General features: G+C 36.3%; 14 protein-coding genes. 4 read left to right on the top strand and 10 right to left on the bottom strand.

Annotation, left to right across the window (positions count from 1 at the left end; all coding sequences use genetic code 11):
• Positions 1-412 precede the first annotated feature (412 nt).
• From hrpA to ompA, 8 genes are all read right to left on the bottom strand, one after another.
• Entirely contained in the window at positions 413-4,324 is a 3,912-nt protein-coding gene (gene hrpA, locus ACFSAV_RS08675; RefSeq protein WP_379098590.1) for an ATP-dependent RNA helicase HrpA, read from the bottom strand.
• Positions 4,325-4,329: 5 nt separating this feature from the next.
• Positions 4,330-4,707: a DUF423 domain-containing protein gene (locus ACFSAV_RS08680; RefSeq protein ID WP_379098593.1), complete on the bottom strand. Its 378-nt coding sequence runs from the start codon at positions 4,705-4,707 to the stop codon at positions 4,330-4,332.
• A gap of 19 nt (positions 4,708-4,726) precedes the next feature.
• Positions 4,727-5,179, bottom strand: coding sequence for a DUF441 domain-containing protein (locus tag ACFSAV_RS08685; protein ID WP_101775996.1), 453 nt, complete (start codon positions 5,177-5,179; stop codon positions 4,727-4,729).
• A 104-nt stretch (positions 5,180-5,283) separates the two neighbouring features.
• Positions 5,284-5,613 (bottom strand): Grx4 family monothiol glutaredoxin, encoded by a 330-nt coding sequence (gene grxD, locus ACFSAV_RS08690; RefSeq protein WP_379098596.1) that lies wholly within the window; start codon positions 5,611-5,613, stop codon positions 5,284-5,286.
• 84 nt (positions 5,614-5,697) lie between these two features.
• Positions 5,698-6,444 carry a TPM domain-containing protein gene (locus tag ACFSAV_RS08695; protein WP_379098598.1) on the bottom strand — a complete coding sequence of 249 codons (747 nt, stop codon included), beginning with the start codon at positions 6,442-6,444 and terminating at the stop codon, positions 5,698-5,700.
• The gene (locus ACFSAV_RS08700; protein WP_379098601.1) at positions 6,437-6,886 is read right to left on the bottom strand and encodes a TPM domain-containing protein; all 450 of its coding nucleotides are present in this window, start codon (positions 6,884-6,886) and stop codon (positions 6,437-6,439) included. Before ACFSAV_RS08700 ends, ACFSAV_RS08695 begins: the two co-directional genes overlap by 8 nt.
• Before the next feature lie 22 nt (positions 6,887-6,908).
• Positions 6,909-7,490: a LemA family protein gene (locus ACFSAV_RS08705; RefSeq protein ID WP_379098604.1), complete on the bottom strand. Its 582-nt coding sequence runs from the start codon at positions 7,488-7,490 to the stop codon at positions 6,909-6,911.
• A 97-nt stretch (positions 7,491-7,587) separates the two neighbouring features.
• A complete protein-coding gene (gene ompA / locus ACFSAV_RS08710) occupies positions 7,588-8,598 on the bottom strand; it encodes a porin OmpA (RefSeq protein ID WP_379098607.1) in 1,011 nt (336 codons plus the stop codon).
• 548 nt (positions 8,599-9,146) lie between these two features.
• Between ompA and ydiJ the strand changes: the two genes are divergently transcribed.
• From ydiJ to hemH, 3 genes are read left to right on the top strand one after another with little or no spacing between them, the layout of a single operon-like run.
• Positions 9,147-12,233 (top strand): D-2-hydroxyglutarate dehydrogenase YdiJ, encoded by a 3,087-nt coding sequence (gene ydiJ / locus ACFSAV_RS08715; RefSeq protein ID WP_379098610.1) that lies wholly within the window; start codon positions 9,147-9,149, stop codon positions 12,231-12,233.
• Positions 12,234-12,235: 2 nt separating this feature from the next.
• Positions 12,236-12,655 (top strand): hotdog fold thioesterase, encoded by a 420-nt coding sequence (locus ACFSAV_RS08720; protein WP_101775989.1) that lies wholly within the window; start codon positions 12,236-12,238, stop codon positions 12,653-12,655.
• Positions 12,648-13,613, top strand: a complete 966-nt coding sequence (gene hemH, locus ACFSAV_RS08725) for a ferrochelatase (RefSeq protein WP_379098613.1) — start codon at positions 12,648-12,650, stop codon at positions 13,611-13,613. Before ACFSAV_RS08720 ends, hemH begins: the two co-directional genes overlap by 8 nt.
• Positions 13,614-13,672: 59 nt before the next feature.
• Here hemH and selD read toward each other — a convergent pair whose 3' ends face one another.
• On the bottom strand, positions 13,673-14,728 hold the full coding sequence (gene selD / locus ACFSAV_RS08730; RefSeq protein WP_379098853.1) for a selenide, water dikinase SelD: 1,056 nt from the start codon (positions 14,726-14,728) through the stop codon (positions 13,673-13,675).
• Between the two features lie 113 nt (positions 14,729-14,841).
• On the opposite strand from selD, the gene gntR reads away from it, so the two are divergent.
• On the top strand, positions 14,842-15,840 hold the full coding sequence (gene gntR, locus ACFSAV_RS08735) for a gluconate operon transcriptional repressor GntR (RefSeq protein WP_101775987.1): 999 nt from the start codon (positions 14,842-14,844) through the stop codon (positions 15,838-15,840).
• A 65-nt stretch (positions 15,841-15,905) separates the two neighbouring features.
• Here gntR and ACFSAV_RS08740 read toward each other — a convergent pair whose 3' ends face one another.
• On the bottom strand, positions 15,906-16,424 hold the full coding sequence (locus ACFSAV_RS08740) for a gluconokinase (protein WP_379098617.1): 519 nt from the start codon (positions 16,422-16,424) through the stop codon (positions 15,906-15,908).
• Positions 16,425-16,555: the final 131 nt, after the last annotated feature.

Raw genomic sequence — 16,555 nt, forward strand, 5'->3', positions numbered from 1 at the left:
AGATATAGAAAAATTTTAAAAATATATTTTGAATATTTGAACTTAATTCAATGAAAAAAAATGAACTATTGATAGGCACTCTTTCAAATAAGAAAGGAGCATAAACAAGTAAAAGGCTTAGAGTAATTAAGCACTAAAAAAATCTAGTTGCCTTACTGTCCTAATTACAACGATAATAAAAGTCAGTGAAATAAGCGCGATATAAAAACAAGGATAAAAGTATTGTTGATAAATAATTCAACAATTATTAAGTTTCCTATTAATGAAAGTAGCTTATATAGAATATTACGTAATGATAATCCTCTTAAAAATTGGCCATTCTCTAAAAAAAGAATCTCTTAAAAGTAATGATTGAATATTGAATGCCATGCAAAAAAGTAGCATATTCAACACTGAGAGCTACCTTTATTTTTTAACTTAACGCTTTAATCACATTCAAAATCCGTTTATCCGAAATTGGATACTTAGTACCGAGTTGTTGAGCAAATAAACTTATGCGTAATTCCTCAATCATATAAGGAATTTCTTTGACTTCTTCCGAATGCGGTTTAGATTTCGGTAATTTTGTAATAAGCTGTTGATATGCTTGACTCACTTGCTCTACTCTTAACATAGCCGCACGATCTCGGTTAACATCTTGTAATAGTTTATCAAGACGCTTATCAATACCTTGCAAATAACGCTGTAAATCATTCAAGCGAGCATAACCTGTTTTTTGCACAAAGCCTTGATAAATTAAATGATTAAGTTGTACTTTGATATCAGACAGCGCAAACGCCATCGTGAAATCCATTTTACCTTTTAAACGTTTATTTAATGCATACGTTAAAGTGAGAATTTGCTCTACTTGCTTTGCAATTATTACCGTAGTTTCATTTAAATGTTCACGAATAAAATCACGTAGCCTCTCAAAATCAGCTTCCTGCCACACAACACCACCAAAATCAGTGATAAGTTTATCTACAGCACAAGCGATACAATCATCAATTAAATCGAGTACTCTACCAAAAGGTGTAAAATATAAGCTGAGCTTCGACTTATTTGGTAATTTCTCATGTAAATATTTAATCGGTGAAGGGACATTGAGTAACAATAAGCGGCGTAGCCCTTGCTGCATTGCCACTTGTTGCTCAAATTCTGTTTCAAATAATTTGATTCCTACTGAGTCTTTTTCATCTACAATAGCTGGAAAAGCCTTAACAGTAAAACCACGTTTTTTCTGCTCATAACATTGTGGGAGCTGATCAAAATTCCAAATATGAATCCCACTTTGTTCAATTCCATCATCTGCCACAGCTGAAATGCTTTGTTGTACTTGATCTTTTAATTGGAATTTTAGGCTATCTAAATCCATCGATTCTGCAATTTTTTTACCTTTATCGTCAATCACCCGAAAAGTCATTTTTAAATGGTTTGGTAGCTGTTCTAATTGCCAATTTCCTGCTTCAACATTCACACCGGTCATACGGCGAAGCTCGTAAATCAAGCTATCTAAAAGTGGTTTTTCAGCAGGTTTGGCACGACTTAAAAAAGCTTCAGCATAATTGGGCGCTGGCACAAAATGACGACGTAAAGATTTCGGTAAAGATTTAATATAAGCAATAACTAACTCTTTGCGTAATCCCGGAATCTGCCAATCAAAACCTCTCATTTCTACTTGATTTAATAACGGCAAAGGAATATGTACTGTTACACCATCAGCTTCTGTTCCAGGTTCAAATTGGTAAGTCAATTTGAATTTTAAATTTCCTTGGTGCCAGAAATTTGGAAAATCTAACTCACTGATTTGTTCTACATTATCTTTGGTTAAAAACGCTTTTTCAAAATTAAGTAATTCAGGATTTTGTTGACTCGCCTTTTTCCACCAGCTATCAAAATGACGCTGTGAAACCACATCTGTTCCAATACGTTGATCATAAAATTCAAATAAAGTACGCTCATCAACTAGAATATCTCGGCGACGACTTTTATGTTCTAAATCTTCAATTTCACGAATCAATTGTCGATTTTGGTGAAAAAACTGATGTTTAGTGAACCATTCTCCAGCAACCAAAGCAGACTGAATAAAAATTTCACGACTGACCTGTGGTTCTATTGCGCCATAATTCACAGGGCGACTTGCCACAATTGGTACACCATATAAACTCACTTTCTCATTTGCAATTACCGCACCTTTAAATTTAGACCAACGAGGTTCAGCATAAGACTTTTTAATTAAATGAGTAGCTAGCGGTTCAATCCATTCAGGCTCAATATCGGCTAACATGCGTCCCCATAATTTTGAAGTTTCAACTAATTCTGCAGCCATTACCCATCTAGGCTGTTTTTTAAATAAAACTGAATTTGGAAAAATCGCGAAATGTGCATTTCGTGCAGCCAAATATTGCTGTTTTTCATTTTCTTTCATCCCAATATGCGATAGTAAACCACTTAAAAGTGCGGTATGAATTTGCGCATATTCTGCCGCTTGAGAATTAATCGGTAATCCCATCTCTCGTACAGTTAAACGGATCTGATGATAAATATCTTGCCATTCACGAATGCGTAAATAATTCAGATAATCTTTTTGACACAAACGGCGGAATTGGCTCTTAGACAAGGATTTCTGCTGCGTTTGAATAAAATGCCACAAATTTAAAAATGCTAAAAAATCAGATTTTTTGTCGGCAAACCGACGATGTTTATCATCAGCCGATTGTTGTTTCTCTTGTGGACGCTCACGTGGATCTTGAATAGATAGCGCAGAAACAATAATCATGACTTCATGCAAGCAATTAAATTTTACTGCGGTAAGCAACATTTTGGCTAAACGTGGATCAACAGGCAGTTGCGCTAATTGCCGACCAATCGGCGTTAATTGGCGTTTCTCTCCAAATTTTGTTTTTATAAAATGAAAAGCTTCTAGCTCTTCTAATAATTTAATACCATCTTGGATATTGCGTTTATCTGGCGCATCAACAAAAGGGAAAGAAGCAATATCATCTAACCCTAATGCTGTCATTTGTAAAATCACAGAAGCCAAATTCGTACGTAAAATTTCTGGGTCGGTAAATTCAGGGCGATTGTTAAAATCTTCTTCTGAATACAAACGAATACAAATCCCTTCACTTACTCGTCCGCAACGTCCTTTACGTTGATTTGCTGAAGCCTGCGAAATTGGTTCAATAGGCAAACGCTGTACTTTTGTACGATAACTATAACGAGAAATGCGTGCTGTACCAGGATCAATGACATATTTGATACCTGGCACTGTTAATGATGTTTCTGCCACATTAGTCGCTAATACAATACGATTTAATCCTGTTGGATGAAAAATTTTATTCTGTTCTTGTGTAGATAAACGAGCAAAGAGTGGTAAGATTTCAGTATGTTTTAGATCTTGTTTTTGTAAAGCTTCTGCAGTATCACGAATTTCACGCTCACCATTCATAAAAATTAAAATATCACCACGCCCTTCAGCTTGTAGTTCATCTACTGAATCTAAAATTGCTTGTAGCTGATCTTGTTCATCATTCTCTACGATAGGTCGATAACGAACTTCAACAGGATAAGTCCTTCCCGAAACCTCAATAATTGGTGCATGATTAAAATGTTTAGAAAAACGTTCAACATCAATAGTTGCTGAAGTAATAATAACTTTCAGATCAGGACGTTTGGGTAACAACTGTTTGAGGTAGCCTAAAATAAAATCATTGTTTAAACTACGCTCATGAGCTTCGTCAATGATTAATGTATCATATTGATTTAAAAAGCGATCATGTTGAATTTCAGCCAATAAAATACCATCAGTCATCAATTTAATCATCGTATTATCACTAACTTGATCATTAAAACGAACTTTATAGCCAACTAAAGTACCAAGCTCTGTATTCAGTTCTTCTGCAATACGCGTTGCCACTGCTCGTGCAGCGATACGCCGAGGTTGAGTATGTCCAATTAAGCCTTTTACACCAAGACCTAATTCCAAGCACATTTTAGGTAATTGTGTTGTTTTACCAGAACCTGTTTCTCCTGCAATCACGATCACTTGATGTTGTGCAATGAGCTGTTGGATTTCAGTTTTACGTTGGCTAACAGGCAAACTTTCCGGAAATTCAATAAGTTTGATCGCACTTTTACGCTGGTTTAATCGTGCTTGAGCTAATTGAATTTGTGACTGAATTTCGGCTACGGCAGCTTGCTGTGCATCCTCACTTTTAATCTTACTAATCCCTTTAATGCAAGCTAAAAGCTGACGATAGTCCACATTCATCACTTCATTAAGATCAGATAATAAGGATTTTTGTAATGCTGTAAATTCTGCTTTTCTAAGATTCGTTTTCATACTACTTAATTTTTTATACTTCGATAGGCTAATGTCGCCCAACCAATTAAAAATAAGCTGCCACCAACTGGTGTTATCCAAGCCATCATCTTGCCCACACCTAATGCTAATAAATATAAACTTCCACTAAACAATAAAATGCCAAAAGACCAAGTTATCCCAATCATGGAAATAAATTTATCTGTTTCTAATTTGAAATAAGAGGATAAAGTTGCTAATACCATTAGTGCGATAGTATGAAACATTTGATATTTTAAGCCAGTTTCAATCCAAGCTAATGCTTTTGCTGAAAGTGTTTTCTCCAAACCATGTGCCGCAAACGCACCAAATGCGATACAAAAAAATCCACTAAGTGCCGCAATAAACAACCATTTATTTTTCATCTTCATACCTATTAAATATTTATGATTTACCTAAAAACAACGATAGAATACCTGCTGCAATTAGTGGACCAACTGGAATTCCCCCCATAAATGCAACACCTAAAATGGTACCAATTAATAAGCCTGTTAATAGCACAGGTTGTGTTCCCATTAAGCCAACTCCTCGTCCCCCTAACCATGCGACTAATAATCCGATAGCAACAGCAAGCCACATTTTCCAATTTAAGAAGATAGTTAAATCTGGCAACTGGATCTTACCTGATACAATTGGACTTAACACACCAATCGTTAAAATAATAATGCCAATGGTTATGCCATGCTTTTCCATAAAAGGAATATATTGTGACAAAAAAGTTTGTTGCATTAATAAAAGAATTGCAGCAGAGATAGTCACTGAACTATTATTACTTAGAACACCAAGCAAAATTAATACAACAAGCAAAAGTGCGACTGAATTAAATTGTAAAGACATAATGCTCTCAAAAGTGCGGTAAATTTTAGCTGAGAATTATAACAAGTTATTCTACTTTTGTGATGTGAATTGAAGAAAACCCGCAAATTGCGGGCTATTAATTGTTACTCTTGTGGATATTTTGTGGCAACTCCTGCTAACAAAGTTTGAAGCTCACCTTGTTGGAACATTTCTAAAATAATATCACAACCACCAATCAGCTCACCTTCAACCCATAATTGGGGAAAAGTTGGCCAGTTTGCATAAGCAGGTAATTCAGCACGAATATCAGGATGCTGTAGGATATCTACATAACCAAAAGGGACTTTACAATGCATCAATGCTTCCACTGCACGAGCAGAAAAACCACAAGATGGGAACTTTGGTGAGCCTTTCATATAAATAAGAATAGGATTTTCACTAATTTGTTTTTTGATTTTATCTAAGGTTTCCATAATTTTCCTCAAAAGTAAGTAAACGGTGATATTGTAACATACAGAAAAGATGCGACCAATAACCCGACCTAAATAATCAACTATTTACCAGCTTCCACCAGCACCGCCACCGCCAAAGCTACCTCCACCAAAACTGCCCCCAGAACTACCACCGCCAAAACCACCACCATTACCATTACGATAAGAACGACGACGCAACACATTACTTGGATGGTTATTGGTAGGACTAATATAAGGTTTCCCACCGAATTCACCAAAAAGAACAAACAAAATAAAAAAAACGACCATAATGAATGGTATATATTTTTCCCATGTTTCTTCATCTGCTTGGTTTGGATCAAATTCGCCTTTACTTGCTGCAATAATATAATCTAAGCCATGATTAATACCTTGTGCATATTGTCCTTGCTTAAAATAGGGCGTAATAGTATTACGAATAACTTGTGCTAAAAATGCATCGGGTAAAACTCCTTCTAATCCCTGCCCTACTGCAATAAAAATCTTACGGTCATTTTTCGCCACTAACATTAATACGCCATTATTTAGCTGTTTACGACCAATTCCCCATTTATCGCCTAATTCAAAAGCATATTGTGAAATCTCATATTCACCTACTGATGGAATAATCACTACTGCAATTTGCGAACTTGTTTCACGCCCATAGTCCACTAATTTATTCTCTAATAGCACTTTTTCTTGAGCAGATAATGTTTTTGTATAATCATTCACATATTGGAAAGGTGTTGGTAGCATTGGGAATTGCACCGCAATAACAGCTGTAGTGAACAAAATACCGAAAAAAATGACCGCACTTTTAAGCCATCTAGTCATTAATAATTACCTCGTTATCTAATTCATTCTTATCATCAGGCTGAATTGGAAAATAAGCCACTAGCTCTTGACCAATATTTGTAATTACACTCACAATACCTTCGGTATATTGTGCATGCCGAAAATAACCGATCATAATGTTACATTGCTGTTGCCAAAATTGCTCACCGACATATTGATGAATGCCCTGGTCACCAATAATTGAACACTGATGGTCTTTAAAAGCGACATAAATCAGTACGGCATTTCTTGCTTGTGTTTCATACATTTTTAATTCATCGAAAACTTGTAATGCACGCTCAAATCCTGTTTTTGCCCGTGATGTTTGTGCTATTCTTCGTTCAATATAGACGCGTAATTCAGCTGAGGTCTGACTTTCAAGTTGAGAAATAGCTTCCTCAACTTGTGTTTTATTAATTGGAATTCGTGAAAACAAAGGCATATTACTTTCTTTCAATTAATGATTAATTAAAGTTCACTGTTGGTGCATTTTGCGCACCTTCTACTGATCTAAAATACGGTTTCTCTTTAAAGCCAAATATCATAGCCGCAAGTTTGGTTGGGAATTGACGTACATTTTGGTTATATACACGAGCCGCTTCATTAAACTTATTACGCGCCACATTAATACGATTTTCTGTCCCTTCAAGCTGTACTTGTAAGTTCATAAAAGCGTCATTGGCTCTAAGCGTAGGATATTGTTCCACTGTGACTAATAAACGAGATAAAGCAGAGCCAACTTCATTTTGATGTTGTTGGAATTTAGCAAGCTGTTCTTCCGAAAGATTTGAAGGATCAATTTTTGTTTGTGATGCTTTAGCACGCGCTTCCGTCACTTTTGTTAACGTTTCTTGCTCAAAATTAGCTTGTCCCTTCACGGTATTCACTAAATTTGGAATAAGATCTGCACGACGTTGGTATGCTGATTCAACACTTGCCCACACAGAATCAATTTCTTCTTCTGCTTTGACTAAGCCATTGTAGCTAGTCATTAAAGTAAAACCAGCAACAACCGCTACTAAAATAATAGCAATCCACTTTTTCATTTCAAGTTCCTTTAAATTTAAACCAATTGATAAAAGAAAAGACCTAAACATAAGTTTAGGTCTTTCAATAATTCTTGCTATAAGCTTAACAAATTAATTATTTGTTACCTTTAACAGCGATTTCAACGCGACGATCATCAGCTAAACAAGCGATAAGCGCTTTACGACCTTTAACTGAATCACATTTGTTACCAGTTACAGGGTTAGCTTCACCGTGACCAGTTGCGCTAATTGCATCTTGTGCAACACCTTTAGCAACTAAATAATTAGCTACTGTGTCAGCACGACGTTGTGATAATTTTAAGTTGTAAGCATCAGAACCTAAACGGTCAGTGTAACCTGCAACTGCTACAGAAGCAGATTTTAATTGTGCGATTTCACCGTAGATACCATCTAATACAGTTTGTGCAGCCGGTTTTAAATCTGCTTTATCAAAGCCAAAAGTCACATCAGAATTTAACGTGAAAGTTTTGCTGATGATTTCAGGCATAGCTACTGCTTGACCAAAACGATATGATAAACCAGCAGTTACAGAACCAATGCCTGGAGTATAATCAAAACGGTCGCCATCCGCATCTTTTAATTTACCAACACCATTAACCCATTGGTATTCGATACGTGCAGCTAATTCTGGAATAAATGCATATTCTACACCAGCCGCAAATACTGGAGATACTTTCAAACTATGAACTCTTATATTTTCATCATCATACACTTTATAATCAGAACGGATTAATGCTGCGCCAACACGACCATAAACATCTAAACCTGCTAATACTGGATAACTTGCTTTTAAGCTTAAGTGCGCACCATGATTAGTATGTTTAGCTAGAGTTAAACTTTCTGATTTAACTTTTGCACGACCAAAATCATCGTAACCTAATTCAACAGCAAAGTTATCAGTAATTTGATAACCACCGAATACACCATAAGTCACAGAATTACGCTTAACAGCATATCCATCTTCTTTGAATTGGTTTAAACCATCGTGGAAAGAAGCCCAACCAGCTTTTGCACCTACATAGAAAGTGTTAGCTTGTGGAGCTGCTTGTGCTACTGAAGCTGCTGCTAGTGCAGCGATAGTCAATGCGATTGCAGTTTTTTTCATTTGGATGATCCTCTTATCATTTAGTCATCTTTAAAATTAAAACTAAGTTTTAGTTAAATTATTTTAATTAAAACTCAAAACACAAAAAATTGTGTTCATTTCCATCTTAAACTTTTTCATTTAAAAAGTGAACTCTTTTTAAGCTACTGAGTTTAAGTCTTTACATTCAGCTAAGGGTTGAATTTGCCCTAATCGCTTTTGACAAATTCTTTCCTTTATTTAAATAAATAATATAAAGGAATGTTCAAAAGTATCTACATTATCCTATCTTAATACTATAAAATCAAACTGTTTTTAGCTAAAGCGTCTATTATTTAACCTAAATTACAATTAAAAAGTTCAAAAAAACAACAAAGATTAATCAAATGCTCTTAATTTAGCATAACAATAACTCTTCTTATATAAATAAAAATCTTATTGTTTAAAAAATTTCCGCCTAAAGAAAGTATGACTATGATAAACTTTCACATTATTTATTTTAGATGAAACACTTACAAATACTTACTTAAAATTGACATATTATTTTTTAAATTTACAGAGTGATTAAAATGTTACCCCGTTTGAAGAATATTCCGCAGCTCAACTCTCTTGTTCGTGATTATTTAAACGACTTAAAAACCCAACATTTTAGTGGGGATATCAGTACTAGCTATGCTGAACGTTTAACCTTAGCAACGGATAACAGCGTTTATCAGCAATTACCTCAAGCAATTTTATTCCCTAAAAATGTTGCAGATCTTGTAAGGATCACAAAGCTTGCACAGCAAACTTGCTATCAAAGTTTAACCTTTACACCACGTGGTGGCGGAACTGGGACAAATGGTCAAGCAATTAACAATAATATTATCGTTGATCTTTCACGCTATATGACTGCAATTTTAGAGCTTAATGTCGAGCAACGTTGGGTGCGAGTACAAGCAGGCGTCATCAAAGATCAACTTAATCAATTTTTAAAACCTTATGGGCTATTTTTCTCACCTGAGCTTTCGACCAGTAACCGTGCGACGTTAGGCGGGATGATCAATACCGATGCCTCAGGACAAGGCTCATTGCAATACGGTAAAACCTCTGATCATGTATTGGGCTTGCGTGCGGTTTTAATGAACGGTGAAATTCTAGATACAAGTGCGGTTAAAACGGATGGATTTTTAGAAAATCTGGCACAGCGCCATTTATCAAAAACAGCTTATCAGCTGCACCAAGAAGTTTTTCAACGCTGTAAAGAAAAGCGTAACAAAATCCTCCAAGATTTACCTCAGCTCAATCGTTTTTTAACAGGTTATGATCTGAAAAATGTGTTTAATCAAGACGAAAGTGAATTTAACCTCACTCGTATTCTCACCGGTTCAGAAGGTTCCCTTGCTTTTATTTGTGAAGCGACTTTAAATCTTACACCCATTCCTCAATACCGTACATTAATTAATGTTAAATATAGCTCTTTTGATGCTGCATTACGTAATGCTCCTTTTATGGTCAAAGCCAATGCACTCTCTGTCGAAACTGTCGATTCAACTGTGCTCAATTTAGCTAAGCAAGATATTATTTGGCATTCTGTCAATGAATTACTCACTGAAGATGAAAATCACCCAATCCTTGGTTTAAATATCGTGGAATATGCTGACAACGATAAGGCTAAAATCCAACGACAAGTTAACGCACTTTGTGCTGAATTAGACAATAAAATTGCGCATCAACAAGATGCAATTATTGGCTATCAAGTTTGTTCAGATTTAGCTTCAATTGAACGTATTTATGCGATGCGTAAAAAAGCAGTGGGTTTATTAGGTAATGCGAAAGGTCCTGCAAAACCCATTCCATTTGTCGAAGATACCTGTGTTCCCCCTGAAAATTTGGCAGATTATATTGCAAAGTTCAGAGCGATATTAGATGAACAAAGACTACAATACGGTATGTTTGGTCATGTTGATGCAGGTGTCTTACATGTACGCCCAGCATTGGATTTATGTGATAAAGCACAAGTCACTTTATTCAAACAAATTTCTGATCAAGTAGCTGAATTAACACGCCAATATGATGGGCTCATTTGGGGTGAACATGGTAAAGGTATGCGCTCACAATATGGTGAAAAATTCTTTACCCCAGAATTATGGCAAGAGCTTCGTTATATCAAGTTTTTATTTGATCCAGACAATCGCTTAAATCCTGGTAAAATTTGTACGCCATTGCATAGCAAAGATGAGCTTTATTCAATTTTATCACCAATGCGAGCAGATAACGATCGGCAAATTCCGATACAAATCCGCGAAGTATTTAACGGAGCAATGAATTGCAATGGAAATGGATTATGTTTTAATTTTGACGTACATAGCACCATGTGTCCTTCGATGAAAATCAGTCAAAATCGGTTATTTTCGCCTAAAGGTCGTGCGGCAATACTACGTGAATGGCTTCGTTTAATGGCAAATGAAAATGTCACTCCTGCACAATTAGATTTTCACCAAAACGAAATTAAACTGACAGATTTAATCGAAAGAATACGAAACACTGTTCAAAAATGGCGTGGTGAATATGATTTCTCACATGAAGTCAAAGCCGCAATGGATAATTGTCTAGCTTGTAAAGCTTGTGCTAGCCAATGTCCAATTAAAATTGACGTACCAAACTTCCGTGCAACGTTTTTCCATTTGTACCACAGTCGCTACTTACGCCCAGTAAAAGATCACGTGATCGCTAATGTTGAATATATTGCACCATTAATGGCTAAAAAACCCACTTTTTTTAATTTCTTTACAACAGCTAAATTAACCCAAGTTGCAACAAAAAAAATGTTAGGGCTCATTGATTTACCACTACTTTCAGTACCCTCATTACAACAGCAGTTAGTACAAATTGGCTATCAAGAGTATTCATTAGAGCAATTAGAGCAGCTCAGTGCAGTCGAAAAACAAAAAGCGTTACTCATTGTACAAGATCCTTTCACCTCTTATTATGATGCGAAAGTCGTTGCTGATTTTGTTGCGCTGACACAAAAATTGGGCTATACCCCTGTATTACTCCCTTTTAAACCTAATGGTAAAGCCCAACATATCAAAGGCTTCTTAACCCGTTTTGCTAAAACGGCTAAAAATCAATCTGATTTTTTAGCTCGTATAGCAAAATTAGAGATTGCAATGGTCGGTGTTGATCCCGCTATCGTGCTCACTTACCGTGATGAATACAGACAAATACTCGCTGAAAAACGCGGTGAATTCCATATAGCCACCTCGCAAGAATGGCTAAAAGCACAGTTAAACGATCAACATAGTGCGCTACAAAATTTTGTTAAAACGGACCGCACTTTTAAGCCACACCAATGGTACTTATTCCCACATTGTACTGAATCAACCGCTTTACCAAACAGCAGCAAAGAATGGCAACAAATCTTTACTCTATTTGGACAAACATTACAGATAGAAAACGTCGGTTGTTGTGGTATGGCAGGTACTTTTGGTCATGAAACCAAACACGTCACAATGTCTAAACAAATTTATGATTTATCTTGGTCAACTAAATTAGCAGGAAAAAATCCTGAATATTGTTTAGCAACAGGTTATTCTTGTCGTAGCCAAGTTAAGCGCATGGAAAAATGGCAACCTAAACATCCTGTACAAGCCTTATTAACATTATTGGAATAAATATGATTTGGAGAAAGCATTATAGCCTTGAGCAAATGAATCAGCTCAGCCGACGTAGCGCAATTGAACATCTCGCCATCAAATTTAGTGCACAAGGTGATGATTGGCTTGAAGCCACGATGCCCGTTGATCATCGCACTACTCAACCTATGGGTTTTCTGCATGGTGGACTTTCAGTAGCATTGGCAGAAACGATTGGTTCTATGGCAGGCTTTTGTTGTATAAATGAAAATCAAGCTGTACTCGGTTTAGATATCAATGCCAACCATCTCCGCCCAGTCAAAGAAGGAATAGTGACAGCAAGGGCTACGCCAGTTCATTTAGGCAAAAAAATTCAAGTATGGCAAATACATATAAATGATCAACAAAATAAACTTTGTTGTATTGCTCGTTTAACTCTTTCAGTGGTCAATCATGAATAAACAAAAAATAGGCGTTATTTTAGTTAACTTAGGGACACCTGATAACCCAACGCCCAAAGCAATTTCTCATTATCTATGGCAATTTTTAACAGATCCTCGTGTAGTAGATTTACCACGCTACAAATGGTTTCCGTTATTAAAAGGCATTATTCTACCTTTACGTTCTAAACGTGTTGCTAAAAATTATGCTTCTATTTGGACAGAACAAGGTTCCCCCTTACTCACAATTACACGCCAACAACAGCAAGCATTACAAGAATATTTTATTCAACAAAAACAAAATATTATTGTTGAAATTGGTATGACTTATGGCAATCCATCGATCGAAAACGCTGTACAAAAGTTGCTAGAAAAACACGTAGAAAGACTTATTGTATTACCACTCTATCCACAATACAGTAGTTCAACAACTGGTGCGGTTTTTGATGCGTTTGCTAAAGTTATCCATACCCAACGAGGTTTTCTCCCCTTTGATTTCATCCATTCTTACCACATAAATGAGGATTATATTTCTGCGCTAGTTGAATCCATCAAAATTCAGTTCCAACCTGATGAATTTTTACTATTCTCGTTTCACGGTATCCCACTACGTTACGAAAACATGGGAGATTATTACCGCGAACATTGTAAACAAACTGCACTTGAAGTAATTGATCGATTAGGTTTCACTGAAAATCAATGGGGATTATCATTTCAATCCCGTTTTGGTAAGGAAGAATGGCTGCAACCTTATACTGATCAATTTTTAATGCAAGCACCCAGCCAAAATATTCAAAAAATCGCGGTAATCTGTCCGGGCTTTGCTGCTGACTGTTTAGAAACATTAGAAGAAATTGAAGAAGAAAATAAAGAAATTTTCTTAACAAATGGTGGTATTTCCTATCGATACATTCCTGCATTAAATACCACACCAAAACATATTGAAATGATGGCAAACTTGATTCTGAGTAGAATATAAATTGTATTTAATTTTAAATGGGTTAATGCTAAGCTAGCAAGGCATTAACCCATTTTTTATTAAATGACTTGAATTCTGACTGCACTTTCTTCATTCGTAGTAATCAGTTTTCCTACTTCAATTAATTCAATTCCTGCTTTTTGTGCAATTTCAAATACCACAGACTCTGCTTCTGGTTTAACTGCAATTAATAAACCACCAGAGGTTTGTGGATCGCATAAGATCGCTTTTTGCAACGCTGTCATAGTACTCACTTTATGACCATAACTCGCAAAGTTACGTTCAGTTCCTCCTGGTACACACCCTTTTTCAATATAACGTTCAACTCCCTCTAACGTTTTCACTTTATTAAAATACACATGTGCACTCAAATCTGATCCTTCACAAATTTCGATTAAATGCCCAAGTAAACCAAAGCCAGTGACATCTGTCATTGCAGTCACACCATCAATTTCGGCAAACTCAGCACCAATACCATTCATTTGGCACATAATTTCTGTAGCCAATCCTTTGTGTTCAGCTTTTAACTTGCCTTTTTTCTCTGCAGTTGTCAGTACACCAATACCAAGTGGCTTAGTCAAAAATAGCTTACAATCTGCCTCTGCTGAGGCATTTTTCTTCACTCTATCTGTATGAATGATCCCTGTTACGGCTAAACCAAAAATAGGTTCTGGCGAATCAATAGAATGCCCACCAGCAAGCGCAATACCTGCTTGTTGGCAAGCAAAACGCCCGCCATCAACAATTTTTTGCGCCACTTTTGCAGGGAGCTTTTTAATTGGAAAACCTAAAATAGCGATCGCCATAATTGGTTTTCCTCCCATCGCAAAAATATCACTAATTGCATTGGTCGATGCAATACGTCCAAAATCAAAAGGATCATCGACAATGGGCATAAAAAAATCTGTCGTACTAATAATCCCGATTCCATCACCAATATCATAAACAGCCGCATCATCTTTGGTTTCATTGCCGACTAACAAATGCGGTTCAACCCATTTTTCCATTTCTGAATGTAGGATCTTTTCTAATACTTTGGGTGAAATTTTACAACCACAACCCGCACCATGACTGTATTGAGTTAAACGCACAGTGCTTGCAATCGTTTCATTCATTTCTTGCTCAAGTGCGGTAAGATTCTGTTCAATTTTGGCTTGCATTTTCTAATCTCCTAACCAATAATTTAGCCTGATTATACGCCAGTTACACAAAAAAGACATTGAGAAAAATGAGCAAGCGCAAACGCCCAACCTTACAAGATATCGCCACCCATCTCGGTATTACGAAAATGACGATCAGTCGTTATTTACGTAACCCAGAATCAGTTGCACCAGACACCCAAACTAAAATCGCACAGGCAATTGAACAGTTTGGTTATATACCTAACCGAGCACCTGATATTCTGTCTAATGCCAAAAGCCGCGCGATTGGTGTCCTTGTTCCATCTTTAACCAACCAAGTATTCGCTGATGTCATTAAAGGGATTGAAATGATTAGTGATAACATGGGCTATCAAACTATGTTAGCTCACTATGGTTATAGCGCAAAGAAAGAAGAACAACGTATTGAAAGCTTACTTTCTTACAATGTAGATGGGCTTATTCTTTCAGAAAATCAACATACTGCTCGCACATTAAAAATGCTTGAAGTTGCCAATATTCCTGTAGTGGAAATTATGGAGTGCAGTGAAATTGGTATTCAACAAGCGATTGGCTTTGATAATATTGCGGCGGCACAAGCCATGGTTGAAACGATGATTAATCGAGGTCATAAAAATGTTGTCTATTTCTCTGCACGTATGGACAAACGCACACGCCTAAAAATGCAAGGCTATGAACAAGCCATGCGAAAACATGGCTTACAGCCCCATAGTTTAACAACAGAACAACCTTCTTCATTTAGTCTTGGTGCACAGCAATTACATGAAGCGTTACAACAAAAACCCGAATTAAATGGTATTTTTTGTACGAATGATGACTTAGCAATCGGTGCCCTATTTGAATGTCAACGTTTAGGAATCAAAGTGCCAAAACAAGTTGCTATTGCAGGTTTTCATGGCCATGATGTTGGACAATCAATGACACCACAGCTCGCAACAGTCATCACTCCACGACTTGAAATTGGTAAAATAGCAGCACAAGAGCTATTAAATCGCATACAGGGCATGCCACAACAAAGTTCTATTATTAATCTAGGTTATCAAATTCACTTAGGTGAAAGTATCTAAAAAGTGACCGCACTTGACAAAGATCTTTATTAAAAGTGCGGTCAGTTTTAAACAAATTTTACCCATTAAATTAAAGGTTCAAGAGCCTTAACACAGCGTTCTACGACTTCATCAAATGTCCCATCAATACTAATATGAATAACATCAGGCTCATCTGCTTGCGGTACTTCTAATGTATCAAATTGACTTTTTAACATGTCGATTTTCATATAATGCCCTTTACGTTGTTTCATCCGTTCAAGGACTAATTCAAACGAACCATGTAAAAACAAAAATTTCACATCATTGCCGTCACGAATTAAATCGCGATACTGTTTTTTTAATGCCGAACAAATAATAATCCCAACTTCACTTTTTTGCTCTAAACTGAATGCGGCATCACGGATACGTTCTAGCCATGGTGCACGATCCTGATCATTTAATGGTTGTCCTTGTCCCATTTTGATGATATTTGCTCTTGGGTGAAGATCATCTCCATCAATCAATTTAATACCTAAGCGTTGCGCGACCGCAGTCCCAACCGAGGTTTTTCCCGTACTAGATACCCCCATTAAGATAAAACCTTTACCTTTTACTTTTGACATCATGAGTCCCTCTTATTGCCTTTTACTTACCATACCTAAAATTTCAGTATAACGTTACTGGTAACATTTAATTTTGTGATAAATATCACATAAATTTTATCCTCGTTCATCATTAAAAATAGATACTATTG

It is taken from the genome of Pasteurella oralis, from assembly GCF_042681465.1.
Classification (GTDB): Bacteria; Pseudomonadota; Gammaproteobacteria; order Enterobacterales; family Pasteurellaceae; genus Pasteurella; species Pasteurella oralis.

Coding starts and splice junctions, on each gene's coding strand:
- ACFSAV_RS08680 (WP_379098593.1), bottom strand. CDS start 4,707: ATGAAAAATAAATGGTTGTTTATTGCGGCACTTAGTGGATTTTTTTGT.
- hemH (WP_379098613.1), top strand. CDS start 12,648: ATGAATAAACAAAAAATAGGCGTTATTTTAGTTAACTTAGGGACACCT.
- selD (WP_379098853.1), bottom strand. CDS start 14,728: ATGAATGAAACGATTGCAAGCACTGTGCGTTTAACTCAATACAGTCAT.
- ACFSAV_RS08700 (WP_379098601.1), bottom strand. CDS start 6,886: ATGCCTTTGTTTTCACGAATTCCAATTAATAAAACACAAGTTGAGGAA.
- gntR (WP_101775987.1), top strand. CDS start 14,842: ATGAGCAAGCGCAAACGCCCAACCTTACAAGATATCGCCACCCATCTC.
- ACFSAV_RS08685 (WP_101775996.1), bottom strand. CDS start 5,179: ATGTCTTTACAATTTAATTCAGTCGCACTTTTGCTTGTTGTATTAATT.
- ydiJ (WP_379098610.1), top strand. CDS start 9,147: ATGTTACCCCGTTTGAAGAATATTCCGCAGCTCAACTCTCTTGTTCGT.
- hrpA (WP_379098590.1), bottom strand. CDS start 4,324: ATGAAAACGAATCTTAGAAAAGCAGAATTTACAGCATTACAAAAATCC.
- ompA (WP_379098607.1), bottom strand. CDS start 8,598: ATGAAAAAAACTGCAATCGCATTGACTATCGCTGCACTAGCAGCAGCT.
- grxD (WP_379098596.1), bottom strand. CDS start 5,613: ATGGAAACCTTAGATAAAATCAAAAAACAAATTAGTGAAAATCCTATT.
- ACFSAV_RS08720 (WP_101775989.1), top strand. CDS start 12,236: ATGATTTGGAGAAAGCATTATAGCCTTGAGCAAATGAATCAGCTCAGC.
- ACFSAV_RS08705 (WP_379098604.1), bottom strand. CDS start 7,490: ATGAAAAAGTGGATTGCTATTATTTTAGTAGCGGTTGTTGCTGGTTTT.
- ACFSAV_RS08740 (WP_379098617.1), bottom strand. CDS start 16,424: ATGTCAAAAGTAAAAGGTAAAGGTTTTATCTTAATGGGGGTATCTAGT.
- ACFSAV_RS08695 (WP_379098598.1), bottom strand. CDS start 6,444: ATGACTAGATGGCTTAAAAGTGCGGTCATTTTTTTCGGTATTTTGTTC.